This window comes from Streptomyces sp. NPDC090083 (assembly GCF_044747445.1).
Taxonomy (GTDB): domain Bacteria; phylum Actinomycetota; class Actinomycetes; order Streptomycetales; family Streptomycetaceae; genus Streptomyces.
In genome coordinates this window covers 432,753-450,282 of record NZ_JBIVED010000004.1, presented here as the reverse complement: position 1 = coordinate 450,282, position 17,530 = coordinate 432,753, and the positions used below count along the sequence as shown (strand labels likewise).

General features: G+C 72.1%; 6 protein-coding genes. 5 read left to right on the top strand and 1 reads right to left on the bottom strand.

Annotation, left to right across the window (positions count from 1 at the left end; all coding sequences use genetic code 11):
* The first annotated feature begins 208 nt into the window (after positions 1-208).
* Positions 209-646, top strand: a complete 438-nt coding sequence (locus ACIPTO_RS17225) for a RidA family protein (protein WP_401192775.1) — start codon at positions 209-211, stop codon at positions 644-646.
* Between the two features lie 42 nt (positions 647-688).
* Here the strand turns inward: ACIPTO_RS17225 and ACIPTO_RS17220 are convergent, their stop codons facing one another.
* Positions 689-1,378, bottom strand: a complete 690-nt coding sequence (locus tag ACIPTO_RS17220; protein WP_401192773.1) for a hypothetical protein — start codon at positions 1,376-1,378, stop codon at positions 689-691.
* Positions 1,379-2,018: 640 nt separating this feature from the next.
* On the opposite strand from ACIPTO_RS17220, the gene ACIPTO_RS17215 reads away from it, so the two are divergent.
* The 4 genes from ACIPTO_RS17215 (at position 2,019) to ACIPTO_RS17200 (ending at position 17,521) form a co-directional block, all read left to right on the top strand.
* Positions 2,019-3,224, top strand: coding sequence for a glycosyltransferase (locus ACIPTO_RS17215; protein WP_401192771.1), 1,206 nt, complete (start codon positions 2,019-2,021; stop codon positions 3,222-3,224).
* A gap of 113 nt (positions 3,225-3,337) precedes the next feature.
* Complete coding sequence (locus ACIPTO_RS17210; protein WP_401192769.1) at positions 3,338-3,727, top strand: signal peptidase I; 390 nt, start codon at positions 3,338-3,340, stop codon at positions 3,725-3,727.
* Positions 3,728-4,277: 550 nt separating this feature from the next.
* Positions 4,278-8,354, top strand: coding sequence for an amino acid adenylation domain-containing protein (locus tag ACIPTO_RS17205; protein ID WP_401192766.1), 4,077 nt, complete (start codon positions 4,278-4,280; stop codon positions 8,352-8,354).
* Entirely contained in the window at positions 8,354-17,521 is a 9,168-nt protein-coding gene (locus tag ACIPTO_RS17200) for an amino acid adenylation domain-containing protein (protein ID WP_401192763.1), read from the top strand. The genes ACIPTO_RS17205 and ACIPTO_RS17200 overlap by 1 nt, the downstream gene beginning before the upstream one ends.
* The last annotated feature ends 9 nt before the right edge of the window (positions 17,522-17,530 follow it).

The window sequence follows — 17,530 nt, the reverse complement described above, 5'->3', positions numbered from 1 at the left end:
CGCTGGCTGCGTCAGCCGGTCCGGTGCACCCAGTCCACCCAGTCCACCCGGTCCGGCCGATCGACCCGATCCGGCCCGTCCGTTCGATCCACCTGGTTCACCCGATCCGCTTGATCCACCCGGTCACCCGATCCGCCCCGGTTCACCAGGTCCACTGATCCGACAGACCCCTCCGGCCCGTCCGGCCCACCCCGAGGAGCACTCAGCCATGACTCCGATCCCGGTGAACCCGCCCTCGCTCCCCGTCCCGAGCGGCTACTCGCACGGCACCCTGAGCGGCAACACGCTCTACCTGGGCGGGCAGACGGCCCTGGACGCGGACATGCGGATCGTCCCCGGCGGCATCGTCGAGCAGTTCCGGCAGGCGTTCGGCAATGTCCTCACCACGCTGCGGGCGGCCGGAGGCATCCCCGAGGACCTGGTGAGCCTGACGATCTACCTCACCGACATCCCCGACTACCAGGCCCATGGCAAGGAGATCGGCAAGGTCTGGCGCGAGCTCGCGGGCCCGGTCTATCCGGCGATGGCCGGCATCGGCACGACCGCGCTGTGGCAGCCGGAGGCCATGATCGAGATCCTGGGCGTGGCGGTCGTACCGGACGAGCGGCTCGTCCGGACGCAGGGCGGGGGCGTCCCCGAGGCGTGACGGATCGCTGAGGCCGTGACGGAGTTCGCCGCTGCCCCGGAGTCAGGCCATGGTGGTGTTGTAGTTGACTATCCGCTCCACGAGAACGGCGGACGCACCGGCCAGCGGACTGTCCGCACCCTTGCTCGCCACGTCGGGCAACCGGTGTGCCTCCTCTTCGGCGACTGCCACCATGCCCCAGAACGCGTTGAACCCGGACGGATCCGACGGCTTGTCGGTGGCCGCCCGGACCGTCGCCGTGCCGTCTCCCTCGACCACGGCCAGGGCCCCCATCTGCCGGAGGGTGTCGGGGTCCCGTTCCTCGGCGGCCACGACGCTCCACCCCGTGACCTCCGTCTGCCGTAACGCGGCGAGGAGACTGCCCGAACTCCCCGCGCCCGAGACAACGATGTCGGGCAGGACGAGGGCCACCGGCCCCCGCGTCATCGGCAGGGCGGACCGGATCGCGCCGTCAAGATCGGGTTCGAGCGCGTGGTCCTGGTAGACGAAGACCAGGTGAAAGATGTCGGCGTAGCGCGCGAGATAACCCACCGTGTCCAGCTTGTGCGGGGCGAACACGACGACCAAGCGCACGTTGAGTCCGCCCTTGGCCAGCTCGACAGCGGTCTCCAGGCTGCGGTCCAGCACGGTGACGCCGGGAGCCAGACAGTGCAGCTCCTTCGAGTAGGGCGCCCCGAAACGCGTCGCGAACCCGGCGCAGGGCAGGATGATCGAAACGTCGGGAACCGGCACGGACGAACTATGCATTGGGAGCCCTCGGATTGTGTTGACGATCGGGAACCTTGCGCACTTCGCCGTGTACGGGTGGGGACGGCCCAAGAGCGACGCCACGCACACCGTCGGCCTGGAGGCAACGCCCGCGCTCGCCGTAGCCACTTGAGCCACTCGGGGCGCCTTAGTGCGAGAGGGAGCGAGCGTTGATCGACGAGATTGTCCCCAAGGTGCTCCGTAGGTATTCGCCGCCGTCCGGAAAGGGAGAAGTCGCTGTTGAAAGAGCCGAGTTGACCCATTAGCGGAGCGAAACCGGCCGTTGGTCCCCGACGTTCGAAGGGAAACCTCGCCCCCGTGACCCGGCCCACCAGGCAGTGGGCCAACCGTCGCACGCCGCTCCGGGACCGACGCCTGACTGGTGTCGAAAGCCGCCAAGTCCGTTGGGGCGAGGCCTACTTGCTTGTGCACCTCGGCGATTTCGAGGCCGGCGCGGATCACGGTGGCCCCGCCTTCGAGGACTACTGCCGCGTTCCCGATCACTCGACGTACACTGCTGCCGCGCACCCGCTGCCGCCGAACCCCCGCCGTCGGCGTGGACTGTTCGGGGCCGGGCGGGCATGGGCCGAAACGTAGGGGAAGACCGAACGGAAGAGGACGCCGGATGCGGGTGCTGTTGTCCACGTACGGGACGCGGGGCGATGTCGAACCGCTGGTCGCACTCGCGGTACGGCTGCGGGAACGAGGCGCTGAGGTGCGCATGTGCGCCCCGCCCGACGAGGAGTTCGCGCAGCGGCTGGCAGGTCTCGGGGTGGGACTCGTGCCGGTCGGGCCACCCGTACGGGCGCTGATGAGCGGGACGACTCTGCCGTCCGCGGCGGATCTGTCCCGGTACCGGACCGAGATGCTCGATGCGCAGTTCGAGATCTTTCCCGGGGCGCTCGACGGATGCGACGTGATGGTGGTGGCGGGCCTGGCGCAGATCGCCGCACGGTCCGTGGCCGAGGCCGCGGGCGTCCGCTACGTGTACACGAGCTATTCGGCGGTCAATCTGCCGTCGCCGTACCATGCGCCGCCACCGCGGCCCGGCTGGCCGGAGCCCGAGGCGCACGACAATCCGAGGCTGTGGGAGCTGGACGCCGACAGTGTGAACGCGCAGTTCGCTGAACCGCTCAACGGCCACCGGGCGGTCCTCGGCCTGCCGCCGGTGGACAACGTCCGTGACCATGTCCTCACTAACCGGCCCTGGCTGGCGGCCGATCCGGTCCTGGGACCGTGGCGGGAGACCCCGGGCCTCGACGTGGTCCAGACGGGCGCGTGGACGCTGCCGGACGAACGCCCGCTGCCCGCCGACCTGACGGCGTTCCTGGACGCGGGCGCACCGCCGGTCTACGTGGGGTTCGGCAGCATCCGCCCGTCCCCGGACATCGCCCGCAGGGCCGTCGAGGCGATCCGCGCCCAGGGCCGCCGCGTACTCGTCTCACGCGGCTGGGCGGACCTGGACCTGGGCGACGACCGGGACGACTGCCTCGCGATCGGCGAGGTCAGCCATCAGAGTCTGTTCGGGAAGGTGGCCGCGGTGGTCCACCACGGCGGTGCGGGCACCACGCTGACGGCCGCCCGAGCGGGTGCGCCGCAGGTGGTGGTGCCTCTCCCCTTGGCGGACAACCCCTACTGGGCCGGTCAGGTGGCGGAGCTGGATCTTGGTGCGGCGCTTGACAGTCCGAATCCGACGACGGAGTCCCTGACCGTCGCGTTCAAGACGGCCCTGGCACCTGAGACACAGGCTCGGGCCAGGGAGCTGGGCGGCAGAATCCGCAGCGATGGAGCGGCGGTTGCCGCGAAGCTGCTTGTGGACTCCATCCGGTAGCGGGACGGGCCCTGTCCGCCGGCCCGGGGCGCGTGCGGCGGGAACCCCGGCGGGCGCGCAGGTGCTCGGCACCCTGTCACCTCCGCCATGGCCGGCTGCTAGCGTTCCGGCGCATGGACGACGGCGTGTACGTGGGTAATGCGGGCAAGGACGCGGCATTGGACCGGGGCTGGCTGCTCGGGCACTTCAAGGCGGAAGGCGGTCCTCTCCACAGCGACGCCGTGGAGGTCAAATGGGGCGTACACGCGCGTGGCGAACAGCGGGCGCAGTGGGTACAGGGTGAAGTGCGCGCGGCCCTCCTGGTGCTGATCTCGGGTCGCTTCCGTCTGGAGTTTCCCGGTCGGAGCGTGCTGTTGGAAGAACAGGGCGACTATGTCGTCTGGGGGCAGGGAGTGGACCACTCCTGGACCGCGGAGGACGAGTCCGTCGTACTGACCGTGCGCTGGCCTTCCGTGCCCGGATACGCCGTGTCGCGGGAGGAAGTCCAGGACGGTTCCCCCTGACCGGGTGAGGTCCGCCGGGGCATGGGGCATTTTTTGCGCGTAACGATGTTTCGCCGAACCGGAGGGGGAATCACGTGAGGTTGTGGAGTCATTGTTCCGATATGGGAGTTTCATCGGGCTCTTTTTCGGTTTGGGTGTTCTGTGAAGTGTTGCGGAATGTTGAGTGTTGACATGTCCTGAGCCTGTGATTGATGATTACGACCGCATCACGGAGTTCCGGAAGGGAATCCGCGAGTGCCGAAGAAATTGACCGCGACCGCGTAATTGGCCAGTAATTTCAAGAATCGAATTATCGAATCGCCTGGCCGACACAGGCCCCTTTGTCCCGTGGACCCGCCCCCTGTCAACCACCTGACGTGTCGCCCCGTCCCGAGGTGACGGCTCCGCGGTGACGGCGCCCCGCGCATTCCGCCCGCCCGCGCCCGCCCCCACCACGACGCCCGCTCGATGGCGAGCGCGCCTCCTCACGACCGACGGAAGTCCGGTGATCCCGGCTCCGCGCGCTCGAAGTCGCCCCGCCCCACCCCGATGGGAAGGCCAGGTACCGCCGGTGCACACCACCCCCCACCCTGTCCCCGCTCCACGCGCGTCCACCGGGACGTCCACGGGCGGCGCCGAGCGAGCGCCCCGCATCCGGCCCGCCTCCTTCGCCCAGCGGCGGCTGTGGTTCCTGGCCCAACTCCCGGGCGCGAAGGCCGCGTACAACGAGACGATCGACTTCTCGCTGACCGGTCCGCTCGACGCCGGGCTGCTGACCCGTGCCTTCGACGCGTTGACGGAACGTCACGAGACACTGCGGACACGGCTGGTGGCCACGGAAGGGGACGTGCGCCAGCACGTCGACCCACCGGGCGGGGGTTTCGCCCTGACCGTCGAGGACCTCACCACCGACGACGACCCCGATGCGGGGGTGGCCGCCCGCCAACTCGACGAGGCGCAGACGCCGTTCGACCTGGAGAACGGCCCGCTCGGCCGGGGACGCCTCCTCACCCTCGGGCCCGAGCGCCACGCCCTCCTGCTGACGTTCCACCACAGCATCTACGACGGCGCCTCGATGAACGTCATGATGCACGAACTCGGCCTCGTCTACACGGCGTTGGCGGCCGGCGCCCCGAACCCCCTGCCCCCGCTCACGGTGCAGTACGCCGACCACACGCGGACCCGGGAGCAGGCCGTCCTCGACGGCGGGCTCACCGACCAGGAGGAGTACTGGCTGCGCGCGCTGGACGACGCGCCGCCCGTCCTGGAACTGCCCACCGACCGCCCACGGCCGACGGAACAGCAATACGACGGCGGACGGGCCGAGTTCAGCCTCGACGCCGGGACCACCGCCGAACTCCGGGCCCTGGCCAGACGGCACGGCGCCACCCCCTTCGTCGCCGTGCTGACGGGCTGGGCGATCCTCCTGTCGCGTCTCTCCGGTCAAAACGACATCGTTGTCGGCAGCCCCTTCGCCAACCGGCGCGGCCCCGGAGCGGCCGGACTCATCGGTTTTCTCGTCAACTCCCTCCCGTTGCGCATCGATCTGTCCGGCTCCCTCACCGTGTCCGAAGCACTCACCCGCACCCGCGCCGTCGTCCGTGAGGCCCTCGCCCACCAGGACCTGCCCTTCGAGCGCATCGTCGAGCTGGTCAACCCGCCCCGCAGCGCCTCCCGCACACCCCTCTTCCAGACCATGCTGGCCTGGGTACCCGAACGCCGGAACCTGCTGCACCTGCCCGGAGTCGACGCCCAGCCGCTGCCGATCGCCCACGCCCCGGCCAAGTTCGACCTCGCCGTCTCGGCGACCGAGTCCGACGGCCGCATCACCGGACACCTCGACCATGCGACGGCGCTGCTCGACCAGACCACGGCCGAGCGCTGGGCCGGGCATCTGCGGCACCTGCTCACCGACATGGCCCGGCATCCCGAACGGGACGTCCGCGCACTGCAGTTGATGGCGCCTCAGGAACGCAGACAGGTACTGCTGGAAGGTGACGCGACGGACTCGGGCATCCTGCTGGACGGCGACGCGACGCGGACAGGCGCCCTGCCCGACGGCGACACCTCGCAGTCGCGCACTGCGCACGAGCAGCCCGCCCCGCAGCCGGCACCTCCCGGTCCCTCGCCCCACCGGACGACCGGACTCGTCGAACTCTTCGAGGCCCAGGTCCGCGAACGCCCCACCCGCACCGCCGTGGTCGACCGCGACACCTCGCTCGACTACGCGACCCTCGATCTCCGCGCCAACCGCCTCGCGCACGCGCTCATCGCCCGCTCCGTCCGTCCCGGTGACGTCGTGGGCCTGCACGCGAAGCGCTCCCGCGACCTGGCCGTCGGCATCCTGGGCATCCTCAAGTCGGGCGCCGCCTACCTCCCGCTGGACCCGGGGCAACCCGCCGAGCGTCTCGCGACGATGGTCGAGGACGCGGCCTGCCCCGTCGTGCTGAGCGACCACGACAGCGTGGACCGCGCACCGGAATGGCTCGACCTGCACGCCGTGGAGGCCGAGGGGGCGAACCGGCAGGGGCCACCCTCGGGGATCGGTCACGCGCCGGACCGGCTCGCCTACGTGATCTTCACCTCCGGGTCCACCGGACGGCCCAAGGGCGTCGCGGTCGAGCACCGCAGCGTCCTCAACCTCTTCGCCGGCTGGCACGCCCGCATGGGCACCGCCCCGGGCGAGGTCGGCTCGGCCTGGTCCAGCATCGGCTTCGACGCCTCGATCCACGAACTGCTGCTGCCGCTGACCACCGGCGGTGAACTCCACATCGTTCCCGAGGAGTTGCGCGGCGACCCCGAGGAACTGATGGCGTGGATGCGCGAACACGCGGTGACCCAGGCGTTCCTGCCGCCCGCGTACGTCAAGTGGATCGACGAGGACCCGGCCGTACGACTGCGCGGACTGCCCCTGCGCAAGCTGCTCACGGGAGTCGAGTCCCTCACCGAAGCCGCGCTGCACCGCATGACACAGCACCTCCCGGGCCTGCGCGTCTGCTTCGGCTACGGCCCCACCGAAGCGACGCTCTACAGCACCGCTTACTACGACCCCGGCCCGCTGGAGCGGTCGTGCCCCATCGGGCGTCCGCTGCCCGGGACCCGTATGTACCTCCTCGACGGCCGCATGGAACCGGTCCCGCCCGGCGTGGTGGGGGAGGTGTACCTCGGCGGGGCCTCGCTGGCCCGCGGCTATCTCGGCCGCCCCGACCTCACCAAGGAACGGTTCCTGTCCGACCCGTTCGTGCCCGGTGAGCGGATCTACCGCACCGGAGACCTCGCCCGACGCCTGCCCGACGGCCAGGCCCACTACCTCGGGCGCGCCGACGACCAGGTCAAACTGCGCGGCTTCCGCATCGAACCCGCGGAGGTCGAGGCCGCGCTCATGGCGGTGCCCGGCGTCCGCGAGGCCGCCGTCCTCGTCGACCGGGACGCGGCGGGCCAGCCCCGTCTGGTCGCCGGCATCGGCCGGGGCACCGCTCCGGCCCGCACGGCGCACGACTGGCGCACCGCCCTCGCCCGCCGGCTGCCGGACTACATGATCCCCGCCGCCTTCCTCGACCTCGACACCCTGCCGCTCAACCGCAGCGGCAAACTCGACCGGCCCCAACTCCTGCGCCTGGCACAGGAGTCGACCTCCACCCAGGTCAACACGGCCGCTCCGCGCGACCACGTCGAACACGGCCTGTACCGGATCTGGCAGCGCATCCTGCTCCACCCCGACATCGGAGTGAGCGACAACTTCTTCGAGATCGGCGGCACTTCGCTCTCGGCCATCAAGATGGCCCATGCCGTGACCGAGACGTTCGGCCGTCGTCTTCCGGTGGGCGAGGTGATGACCCGCCCCACCATCGAGACCCTGGCCGCGCTGCTCCGCGAGGACGGCACCGCCCGCGCCCCCGGCAGCCTCATCGAGTTCCGCCCCGGCAGCGGCCCGCGCGTGGTCTGTGTCCACCCCGCCGGCGGCACCGCCTTCTGCTACCTGCCCCTGGCCACCCTGCTGCCCGAATCCGTCGCCCTGTACGGCATCCAGTCGCCGGGCGTGAACCCCGGCGAGGACCTGCTGCCCAGCGTCGAGGCCATGGCCGAGGAATACCTCCGCCTCCTGCCACCGCCCGGCGACGAACCCCTGGTCCTGACAGGCCTCTCCTACGGCGGGCTCGTCGCCCATGAGATGGGCCGCCTGCTGGCCGGCGCCGGACACCGGGCCGTCAGCGTCGTCCTCCTCGACACCCAGGCCACCGACGACGCCTCCGCACGCGCGGAGATCGGCGCCGTCGACGCGGCCGAGTTCCGCGACAAACTCGTGAGGTTCAACGGGATGTACCCCGGTATCGACGACGCCCAGGTCGACCGCTACTTCCACCTCTACAACCACAACCGCCTCACCGCCCGCGGCCACCTCCCGGCCCCCTCGCAGGCCCGGCTGATCCTCGCCCAGGCCGTCCCGGACGGCGACGACACGCCCTTCCACGGCGAGGTCCGGGCGTTCTGGCAGCGCCGGGCCGAGGGCGAGTACCGCGTCGAGACGATGGAGTGCGACCACTGGGAGATCCTGGAAGGCGCCGGTGCCGCCCAGGTCGCCCAGCTGTTCGGCGCCGAACTGGCCCATCACGCCGAGCAGTCGGCCCTCTCCACCCGGGAGGCCTGATGGACCCCCGCCCTGCCTCCGGCACCTCCACGGCCCCTTCGAGGCCGGCCTCCCTCGCCGAAGCCGTGCTGGCCCAGGCCCGCCGCACCCCCGCCGCCGTAGCCGTCGAGGACGGCGCCCGGACCCTCGACCACGCGGAACTCGAACGGCTCAGTGGCCGAGTGGCAACCCGGCTGCACGCGGCCGGAGTTCGCCCCGGCCACACGGTCGCCGTCCACCTGCCCCGCTCCTGGCGGCTGATCTGCGTCATGCTCGGCATCCGCCGCGCCGGAGCCACCGTCGCCCCTCTCGACCGGCTCAGCCCACCCGACCGGCAGCGCCACATCCTCGACGACTCGGGCGCCGTCGCCGTCGTCCACGACAGCGGGCATGCCCCCCAACTGCCGGAGCACACGGCCGCGTTGGATGCCGACCTGCTCCTCGACGCCGACGACGGCCCGCTGCCCGCGGTGTCACCGAGGCACCCCGGCGACACCGCCACGGCCTTTGTCTTCTACACCTCCGGCAGCACGGGAAACCCCAAGGGCGTCGAGGTCACCGACGACGGAATACTGCGCCTGGCCCGCCCCGGATACCTGGACCTGCGTCCCGGCGCCCGGATGGCCTGCCTGGCCAACCCCGCCTTCGACGCGCTCAGTTTCGAGGTGTGGGTCCCGCTGCTGACCGGCGGCGTCTGCGTCGTCCTCGACGACACCCGGGCGCACAGCGCGCACCGGCTCGCCGAAGCCCTCGCCGAGCGCCGCGTCGACACGCTGTTCATCACAACGGCCCTGTTCAACGCGGTCGTCGAGCAGGTGCCCGACTGCTTCGCCACCATCGGGCAGGTCCTCGTCGGCGGCGAACAGCTCAACGCCCGCCTCATCCGCCGCTGGTACGCGGCCAACTCGGCCGCCCCGACCGTCCTGCACAACGTCTACGGCCCGACGGAAGCGACGACCTTCGCCCTCTGCGGCCCCATCCCGCGCGACTTCGATGGCGACACCATCCCCATCGGCACCCCGCTCCCCGGCACCGGCGCACTGCTGCGCACCGAGGACGACCGCACCGCCGCACCGGGCGAGGTCGCCGAACTCCTGCTCTCCGGAACGGCGTTGGCGCGCGGCTACCGCAACCTCCCGGAACGGACCAGCCGCAGCTTCGTACGACTGCCGGACGGGAACGGCGGCGAGGAGCGCTGGTACCGCACCGGCGACCTCGTACGCCAGGACACCGAAGGCCGGATCACCTACGTCGGCCGCGCCGACCGCCAGGTCAAGGTGCGCGGCTTCCGCATCGAACCGGGCGAGGTGGAGCGCCTGATCCTGGCCCAGCCCGCCGTCCGCCAGGCCTACGTCTGCACCCGCCGCGACCTCTCCGACCGCAGCGAACTGCTCGCCTTCCTCGTCCCGGGCGACGACCTCTCCTACGACGCCTACGACCGGCACCTCGCCGCCGCCCTGCCCTCATACATGCGGCCCCACCACACGTACCTCGTCGCCGAGTTGCCGCGCAACGCCAACGGAAAGGTCGACCAGGCGGCCCTGGTGCGCGATGCCGGTACCCCGTGGCGCGGCACGTCCGAGAACGACGCACCCGTCACCGCCGAGCAACAGCGCGTACTGGCGGTCGCCGAGGACATCCTCGCCGTCAACGGCCTGCGCCCCGGCGACCGTTGGGCGGCGAGCGGCGGTGACTCCCTCAAGGCCCTGCGCTTCCGCTTCGAGATCCTCAGCCGGTTCGCCGTCGACCTCCCGCACGACCTCGTCCTGCGCTCCGACTTCGCCGCCCTCGCCGACGCCGTACATGCCCCCGGGGCGGCGACGGGCGAACACCCGCCCGTGCCCGCCGCCTCCGGCGAACCGTCGGCACCGGCCACCAGTGAACAGGAACGCCTCTGGCTGCTGCACCAGCGGGACCCCGAGGACCGCGCCTACGACGTACCGCTCGCCTTCCGCGTCCGGGGCCGCGTCGACCCGGCCGGCCTGCACCGCGCGGTGCGCGCGGTGGTGGAACGGCACGTGGCCCTGCGCACCCGGCTCGTCCCCACCCCCGAAGGGCTGGTCCAGCAGGTCGGCGACCCCTACGACCCCTGGCAACCCCTCGAAGACCGCGCCGGTGAGGAGTGGCAGGACACCGCCGACCGGTTCTTCGCCCACCGCTTCGACCTCGCCGATGCCCGGATGCTGCGGGCCGCCTGGGTGACACGGCCCGACGGCGGACTCCTGCTCCTGCACCTCCACCACATCGCGGTGGACGGCTGGTCCCTCAACCTCCTCCTGCACGACCTGACCGACGCCTGCGCCGCCGCCGGAGACCAGCCCGCACCCGCCCTCACCCCCCTCGACTTCGCTCGCTGGCAGCGCACGTGGCACACCAGCCCCGCCTACGCGGACCGCCGCGCACGACTGCACTCGCAGTACGGCCGCGACGGCGAACCGTCCCCCACGCTGCCCGCCCCCCTCGCGCCACGGGCCCGACTGCTGCGCACCTCGCTCGACCCGGTCCACCGCAGCGCACTGGACCGCCGTGCCGCACAACTCGGCCTCACGCGCTTTCAGTTGCTGGTGTCCGCGTTCGCCGCAAGCCTCTACGGCGTGACCGGGCAGGGCCGTCCGCTGATCGCCACACCGGTGGTGAACCGGCCCCGGCCCGAATTCGCCGACACGGTCGGCATGTTCGCCAACACCGTTCTCCTGGACCTTCCGACGGACCCGGCTCGGTCCCTGGACGCCCAACTCGCCGTCCACGCCGAGGCCGTGCACGCCGTGCTCCAGGACCAGGAGGTCGCCCTCGCCGACGTCGTCGCGGACCGTGCCTTCGGTGAGCGCACCCCCTTGTTCGACTACCTCTTCGTCCTGGAGAACACCGACTTCTCGGCGCTGCGTCTGGACGGTTGTGAGGTGCTGCCGGTCTGGCCCGAGCCGCTGGGCGCCAAGTGCGCGCTCACGCTGTCGGTCGTGGAGCACGAAGGCGGGTTCGACTGCCTGTGGGAGTACCGCGACGACATCGGCGCCGACCGCGCCCGGGCCGCGGCCCTCCTCTTCCGCCAGACCCTCGACCACCTCACCGGCGACACCGACATCACCCTGCGCGACCTGGTCGCCGACCACCTCCGCGCCCTCCCCGACCACGGTCGAGGCCCCACGCGCGCACCGGACTTCACCACCGTCGCCGACGCCTTCGCCCGGCAGGCGGCCGACACCCCGCACGCCCCGGCCGTCGCCACCGGCCCTTCCACCCTCACCTACGCCGAACTCGACGCCCAGGCAGCCGAGTTGGCGACCGCACTCGCCCCCCGCCTCCCGGCCGACCCCGCCGCTCCGGCGGCCGTGGCGCTCTACCTGCAGCCCTCCGCCGAGCACGTCGTGGCGCTTCTGGCGGCGGCCCGCCTCAACCTCACCGTCGTACCGCTCGACCCGGCCTACCCGCCGCACCTCCTGCGGCACGTCCTCGACCAGGCCGACCCCCTGTGCGTGCTCGTCGCACCCGCGGACGAGGACATCCTCGACTCGGTCGCGCCCGCGTCCCTGCCCCGGCACCTCCTCACCCTCGCCGACAGCCCCACCGCCGAAGCACCCCGGCTCCCCGCGCACCAGGGCCTCCGCCCGCTCTACACCCTGTTCACGTCCGGCTCCACCGGCACGCCCAAGGGCGTCCAGGTGTCCGACCGGACCCTGTGCAACCTGCTGACCTGGCAGCGCACCGACGGCGGCCTGCGCGGACCCGCCGTCACCCAGCAGTTCTCCATGCTGTCCTTCGACGTCTCCTTCCAGGAGATCTTCACCACCCTCTGCTCCGGCGGCCTGCTGCGTCTGGTGGAACCCGCCTGGCGGCACGATGTCCCCACCCTGCTGCGGGAGTTGGAGACCGGGGGAGCGGAGCGGATCTTCCTGCCGTACGTCGCCCTGCAACTCCTCGCCGAACACGGCGTCCGCACCGGCCTGTTCCCCTCCCGGCTGCGTGAAGTCGTCACGGCGGGAGAGCAGTTGGTGTGCACCGGCGCGATCCGCAGCTGGTTCGACGGCCTGCCGGACGCCCGCCTGTTCAACCACTACGGCCCCACCGAGACCCACGTCGTCAGCGGCCTCTGCCTCGAAGGCGACCCCGCGGCCTGGCCGTTGCGTCCCGCGATCGGCCGGCCGGTGTCGAACGCCGTCCTGCGTGTCGTCGACGAGGGCGGACACCCCGTGCCGCCCGGTGTCACCGGTGAGCTGCTCATCGGCGGCCTCATGGCCAACCGCTGCTACGTCGGCGACGCCGCACCGCACGCCGACCGCTTCACCGACGACCCCGACCTCGGCACCTTCTACCGCACCGGCGACCTGGCCCGCTTCGACCCCCAGGGGCTGCTGCACTACGCGGGCCGTGCCGACAGTCAGGTCAAACTCGGCGGCCATCGACTGGAGTTGGGGCAGGTCGAGGCCGCGCTGCTGCTCTATCCCGGTGTGACGAACGCGGTCGCGGCGGTGCGGGACGGGCGGCTGGTCGCATGCCTGGAGTGCCGTGGCGACGACCCCGACCTGGCGGATCTCACGCGTCACCTGGCCGGACTGCTGCCGGCCTATGTGCGCATCGGCCGCTTCCGCCGCCTGACCCGACTACCGCGCACACCGAGCGGCAAGCTGGACCGCCAGGCCGCGCTGACCGTCGAGGGCCGCGAACTGCGCCCTGCCGACGCGACCGCCCCGGCCCTGTCACCACTCGAAGGACGGCTGACCGCGCTGTTCGAGACGGTGACCGGCAGGACGATCGGCGTGGACCAGCGCTACTTCGACGCGGGCGCCACCAGCCTGGACCTGATGCGCTTCCAGCTCCGCTGCGCCGGGGAGGACGAACTCGGCTTCACCGTGCCGGAGTTGTTCGAGCACGTCAGTCTCCGCGCGCTGGCCCGGCTCATCGAGGGACGCGCGACGGACACCGCTCGGGCGACCGCCGACCTCGTTCGGGTACCGCCGGGGGAGCGGGCCGACGAGCCCATCGCCGTCATCGGGATGGCCGTACGACTGCCCGGCGCCCCGGACCTGGCCGCCTTCTGGGACCTGGTCGTCTCCGGCCGACGGGGCATCGAGCACTTCCCGACGGGCGACGAACGCGTCGGCGCACGCAGCCAGTTGGCGGGAATGCTCGACTTCGACCCCGGCCGCTTCACCATCAGCCCGCACGAGGCCCGGCTCATGGACCCCCAGCAACGGCAGCTCCTCATGAACTGCGTCGAGGCACTCGCCCACGCCGGGGTCGCGGACCCGACCGCTCATCGCGTCGGACTGCTCGCCGCCTGCGGGGAGAACACCTACTTCCAGAACATGCTGCGCCAGGCCGACCAGGCAGCCCTGCCCGACACCTTCCGGCTCGCGCTGCACCACGAGAAGGACTTCCTCGCCACCAAGGCCGCCTACCATCTCGGCCTGACAGGACCCGCGTTCACCGTCCAGTCGGCGTGCTCCAGTTCGCTCGTCGGCGTGCACGTCGCCGCCGGACTGCTCCGGCAGGGCGACGCCGACGTGATGCTCGTCGGCGGTGTCCTCGTCGACACCGACCTGACCGACGGCTACACCTACCGCCCGCAGCACATCTTCTCGCCCGACGGGCACTGCCGGCCCTTCAGCGCGGACGCGGCGGGCACCGTCGGGGCCAGCGGAACCGGCGTCGTCGTCCTCAAACCGCTCTCCGCGGCCCGCCGGGACGGGGACACCGTCTACGCCGTCATCACCGGCTCGGCCATCAACAACGACGGTTCGGACAAGCTCAGTTACAGCGCACCCGCCCTCGCGGGACAACGTGCCGCGCTCCGCACCGCCCTGCACCGCAGCGGGCGGACCGGCGCCGACCTCGGCTATGTGGAGGCCCACGGCACGGGCACCCGGCTCGGAGACCCGGTGGAGACGGCCGCCCTGCGCCAGGCATACGGCCTGACCGACGACTCGCGCGTGGCGCTGTCCTCGGTGAAGAGCCAGATCGGCCACCTGGGCGCCGCCGCGGGCGTCGTCGGCCTGGTCCGCGCCGTGCTCGCCGTGCACCACGGAATCATCCCGCCCACGGCGGACTTCGACCGGCTCAACCCGGAGATCGACGACGGCCCCTTCCGTATCCCGGTCACCGCCGAACCCTGGCCGGCGGACCGGCCGCGCGTGGCCGCCGTCAGCAGCTTCGGCATCGGCGGGACCAACGCCCATCTGCTGCTGGAGGACGGGGACGTGGGACAAGTCACCGACCAGGTCGACGAGTTGCCGTCGTGCCTGGTGCTGTCCGGCGGCTCCGAAGCCGCCGTGCGAGCGGACGGCCGTCGTATCGCCGCCTACCTGAGGGCGCACCCCGAGACCTATCCGAGGGTCCTGCGCCACCTCCGGGCCGGGCGACCCGCGCTCGGGTTCCGGGCGGCGGCGGTCTGCCCGGACGTCACCTCGGCCGTCGCGTGGCTCGACGCGCCGGAGATCGTGGCGGCACGGCCGCAGAACGGGCCCGCGGAGACCGGGGACCCGTACGACCTCGCCGACGCCTGGACGGCCGGGCACACCCTCGTCCGGCCCGAGGGCCCCGCGTCCGCGCCCTGGGACTTTCCGCCGCCCGCCTTCGAGACGGCGGAGTACGACTTCCCGCGCCCGCCCGCCGCGGCCTCGGCCGACGAGCCCGAACCTCCGGTCGGACCACGGCGGTTGCCCGCCGACCAGTGGCTGCACCAGCCGCAGTGGACCCGGTTGCGCCGAGCCCGTACCGGTACCCGCGTACCGCGCCGTACCGCCGTGGTGGTCGCACCGGCGGACAGGGCCGACACCTGGCGGTTCCTGGAGCGGCACTACGCCCGGGTGGTGACCGTGCGAGCCGGGGAGACCTTCACGCGTCTCGACGAGGACCGCTACGAGGCCGATCCCGCCGACTCCGGTCAACTCGCCGCACTGCTGGAGCAGTTCACCCGGGAGACCGGACCCGGTGTCGACTGGCTGCACGCACTCCCGCTCGCCCTCGACGGCAGCGTCGACGAGGACGCCCTGGACGCGGCCCGGTCGGCCTGCCTCGACACGGTCGCCGCGCTCAGCCGCGCCCTGGCCGAGGTCCCCGACGCCGTACGGCCCCGCGCCTGGCTGCTGTCCCACGGGGCGCAGCCGGTCACGGGTGTGGTGCACACCCCGGAGGCCGGCCTGCTCGCCGCCGCCCTCGAAGTGCCCCGCCAGGAACTCGGCGTGACCGTGCGCTGGATCGACCTGCCCGGACCCCGTCCGGCCGACTGGGCCGCACACCTGCCCGACCTGCTCCTCGACGACACGATCACCGAACCGGCGACCGCCCTGCGCGACGGCTTCTGGTGGCACCGGGCCCTTCACCCCGTCCAGGGCCACAACTACCCGACGCCCGCCGTCCGTTCGGCCGCACCCGGCACCCACCTGATACTCGGCGGCACCGGAGGCATCGGCGCCACCTTGGCCGCCCGCCTCCTCGAACACCCCGGCAACCGCGTCGTCCTCGTCGCCCGGGGAACCGAGATCCCGCCCGTGCTGAGGCCGGACCAGGATCGCGTCACCCTGATCCCGGCCGACCTCGCCACGGACGACCTCACCGCCGTCGCGGACCGCCTCGCCCCGCACCTCGACGGCCTCGCCGGCATCGTGCACGCCGCCGGAACGGCCGCCGGGGGACTCCTCGCCCGCCGCGACCCCGCCACCGCCCATCGCGGTACGGCCGTGAAACTGCGCGCGGCCCTGCTCGTCGAGCGGCTCATCGCCGAGCACGACCCGGACTACGCGGCCTACTGCTCGTCGATGGCGGCACGGTTCGGCGGAGTCGGCCAGTTCGACTACGCGGCGGCCAACGCCTGCCTGGACGCCTACGCCCACCACGCACCCCCCGGCGACGACGCCGGCACCGTCCGCATGACCATCGGCTGGGACGCCTGGCGGGACGTCGGCATGGCGCAGCACGCCCTGACCACCGACGCCCGCCATCAACGACATCTGGAGGTGGCGCTCACCCCCGAGGACGGAGCGGACGTCTTCGAGCGGGCCCTGCACCTGCAGTTGCCGCATCTGATGGTCAACACCACACCCCTGACGGAGACTTCCTACTTCTACGAGCAGGAGCCAGACGGGCGAGCGGAGTCCCCGGCGGACCCGGTGCGACCGGCACAACCGGGCCGCCTGGAGCCCGCCGAGCACCCCGCCCCCACCGATCCCACGGCCGAACTCACCGAGATCCTGCTCGATCTCCTCGGCGTGGACACCGTCGACCCGGAGGCCGCCCTGTACGACCTGGGCGCCGACTCGCTCACCCTCCTGGAACTCATCGACGAGGTGAAACGCCGCTTCGGCACCGACATCGACCTCTCCCGGCTCAGCCACCGGGTGAGCCTCGACGAGATCCTCGGCCATCTCGACACTGGCACCCGCGCGTCCTCCGCGGTGGACGTCGAGGTGTGGCAGCGAGGAGCCGGCCCCGACGTGCTGTGCCTGGTCCATCCGGTCGGCGGCGACATCCAGGCGTACCGTCCTCTGGTGGCGGCCCTGCCCGACGGGTTGACCGTCTGCCTCATCGCCGATCCGAAGCTGCGCGACCCGGCACTGCCCGCCCGCTCCATCACCGACCGTGCCGCGCACTACCTCAAGGCGGTCCGGGCCGCGTTCCCGGAACCCAACGTCCGCCTGAGCCTGGCCGGTTGGTCCTTCGGCGCCTGGACCGCCCTGTCCATGGCGGCACATGCCGAGGCCGACGGCCGTCCCGTCGAGGCCGTCCACCTCCTCGATCCACCGCCACCCGGCTCCGGTCAACGGCTCGCCGCCTACGACGACCAGCAGGTGGACGCCGTGTTCGCCCGCGAGTTGAGCGGAAACGGCGGCGGTGACGGTGGCGGCGCCGGACGGCTGTCGGAGTCCGGCCGTGCCTACGCCGAACGCCTCGCCCACTGCTGCCGTACCAACCTCGCCGCCATGGCCGACCACCGGCTCCCGCGACTCGACCGGACGCCCGCCGAGGTCTGGCTCGCCGAACGCGCCGTGGAAGAAAGCGTGTTGGGGCCGGACCCGACCGCGCCCGACGCCTGGGACGCCCATCTGCCGCAGCCCTTCGGGCTCCATCACGTCGACGCCACCCACTACGAACTCGTCGCGGAACCCCACGTCCAGGCCATCGCCGGTGCCCTCGCCGGTTCCCTGGCTGCGGGGGCCCGGACCGAGGTGCCCCAGTCCGCCGGAAGAGCCTGAGGAGAGGTC

Coding starts and splice junctions, on each gene's coding strand:
- ACIPTO_RS17225 (WP_401192775.1), top strand. CDS start 209: ATGACTCCGATCCCGGTGAACCCGCCCTCGCTCCCCGTCCCGAGCGGC.
- ACIPTO_RS17215 (WP_401192771.1), top strand. CDS start 2,019: ATGCGGGTGCTGTTGTCCACGTACGGGACGCGGGGCGATGTCGAACCG.
- ACIPTO_RS17210 (WP_401192769.1), top strand. CDS start 3,338: ATGGACGACGGCGTGTACGTGGGTAATGCGGGCAAGGACGCGGCATTG.
- ACIPTO_RS17200 (WP_401192763.1), top strand. CDS start 8,354: ATGGACCCCCGCCCTGCCTCCGGCACCTCCACGGCCCCTTCGAGGCCG.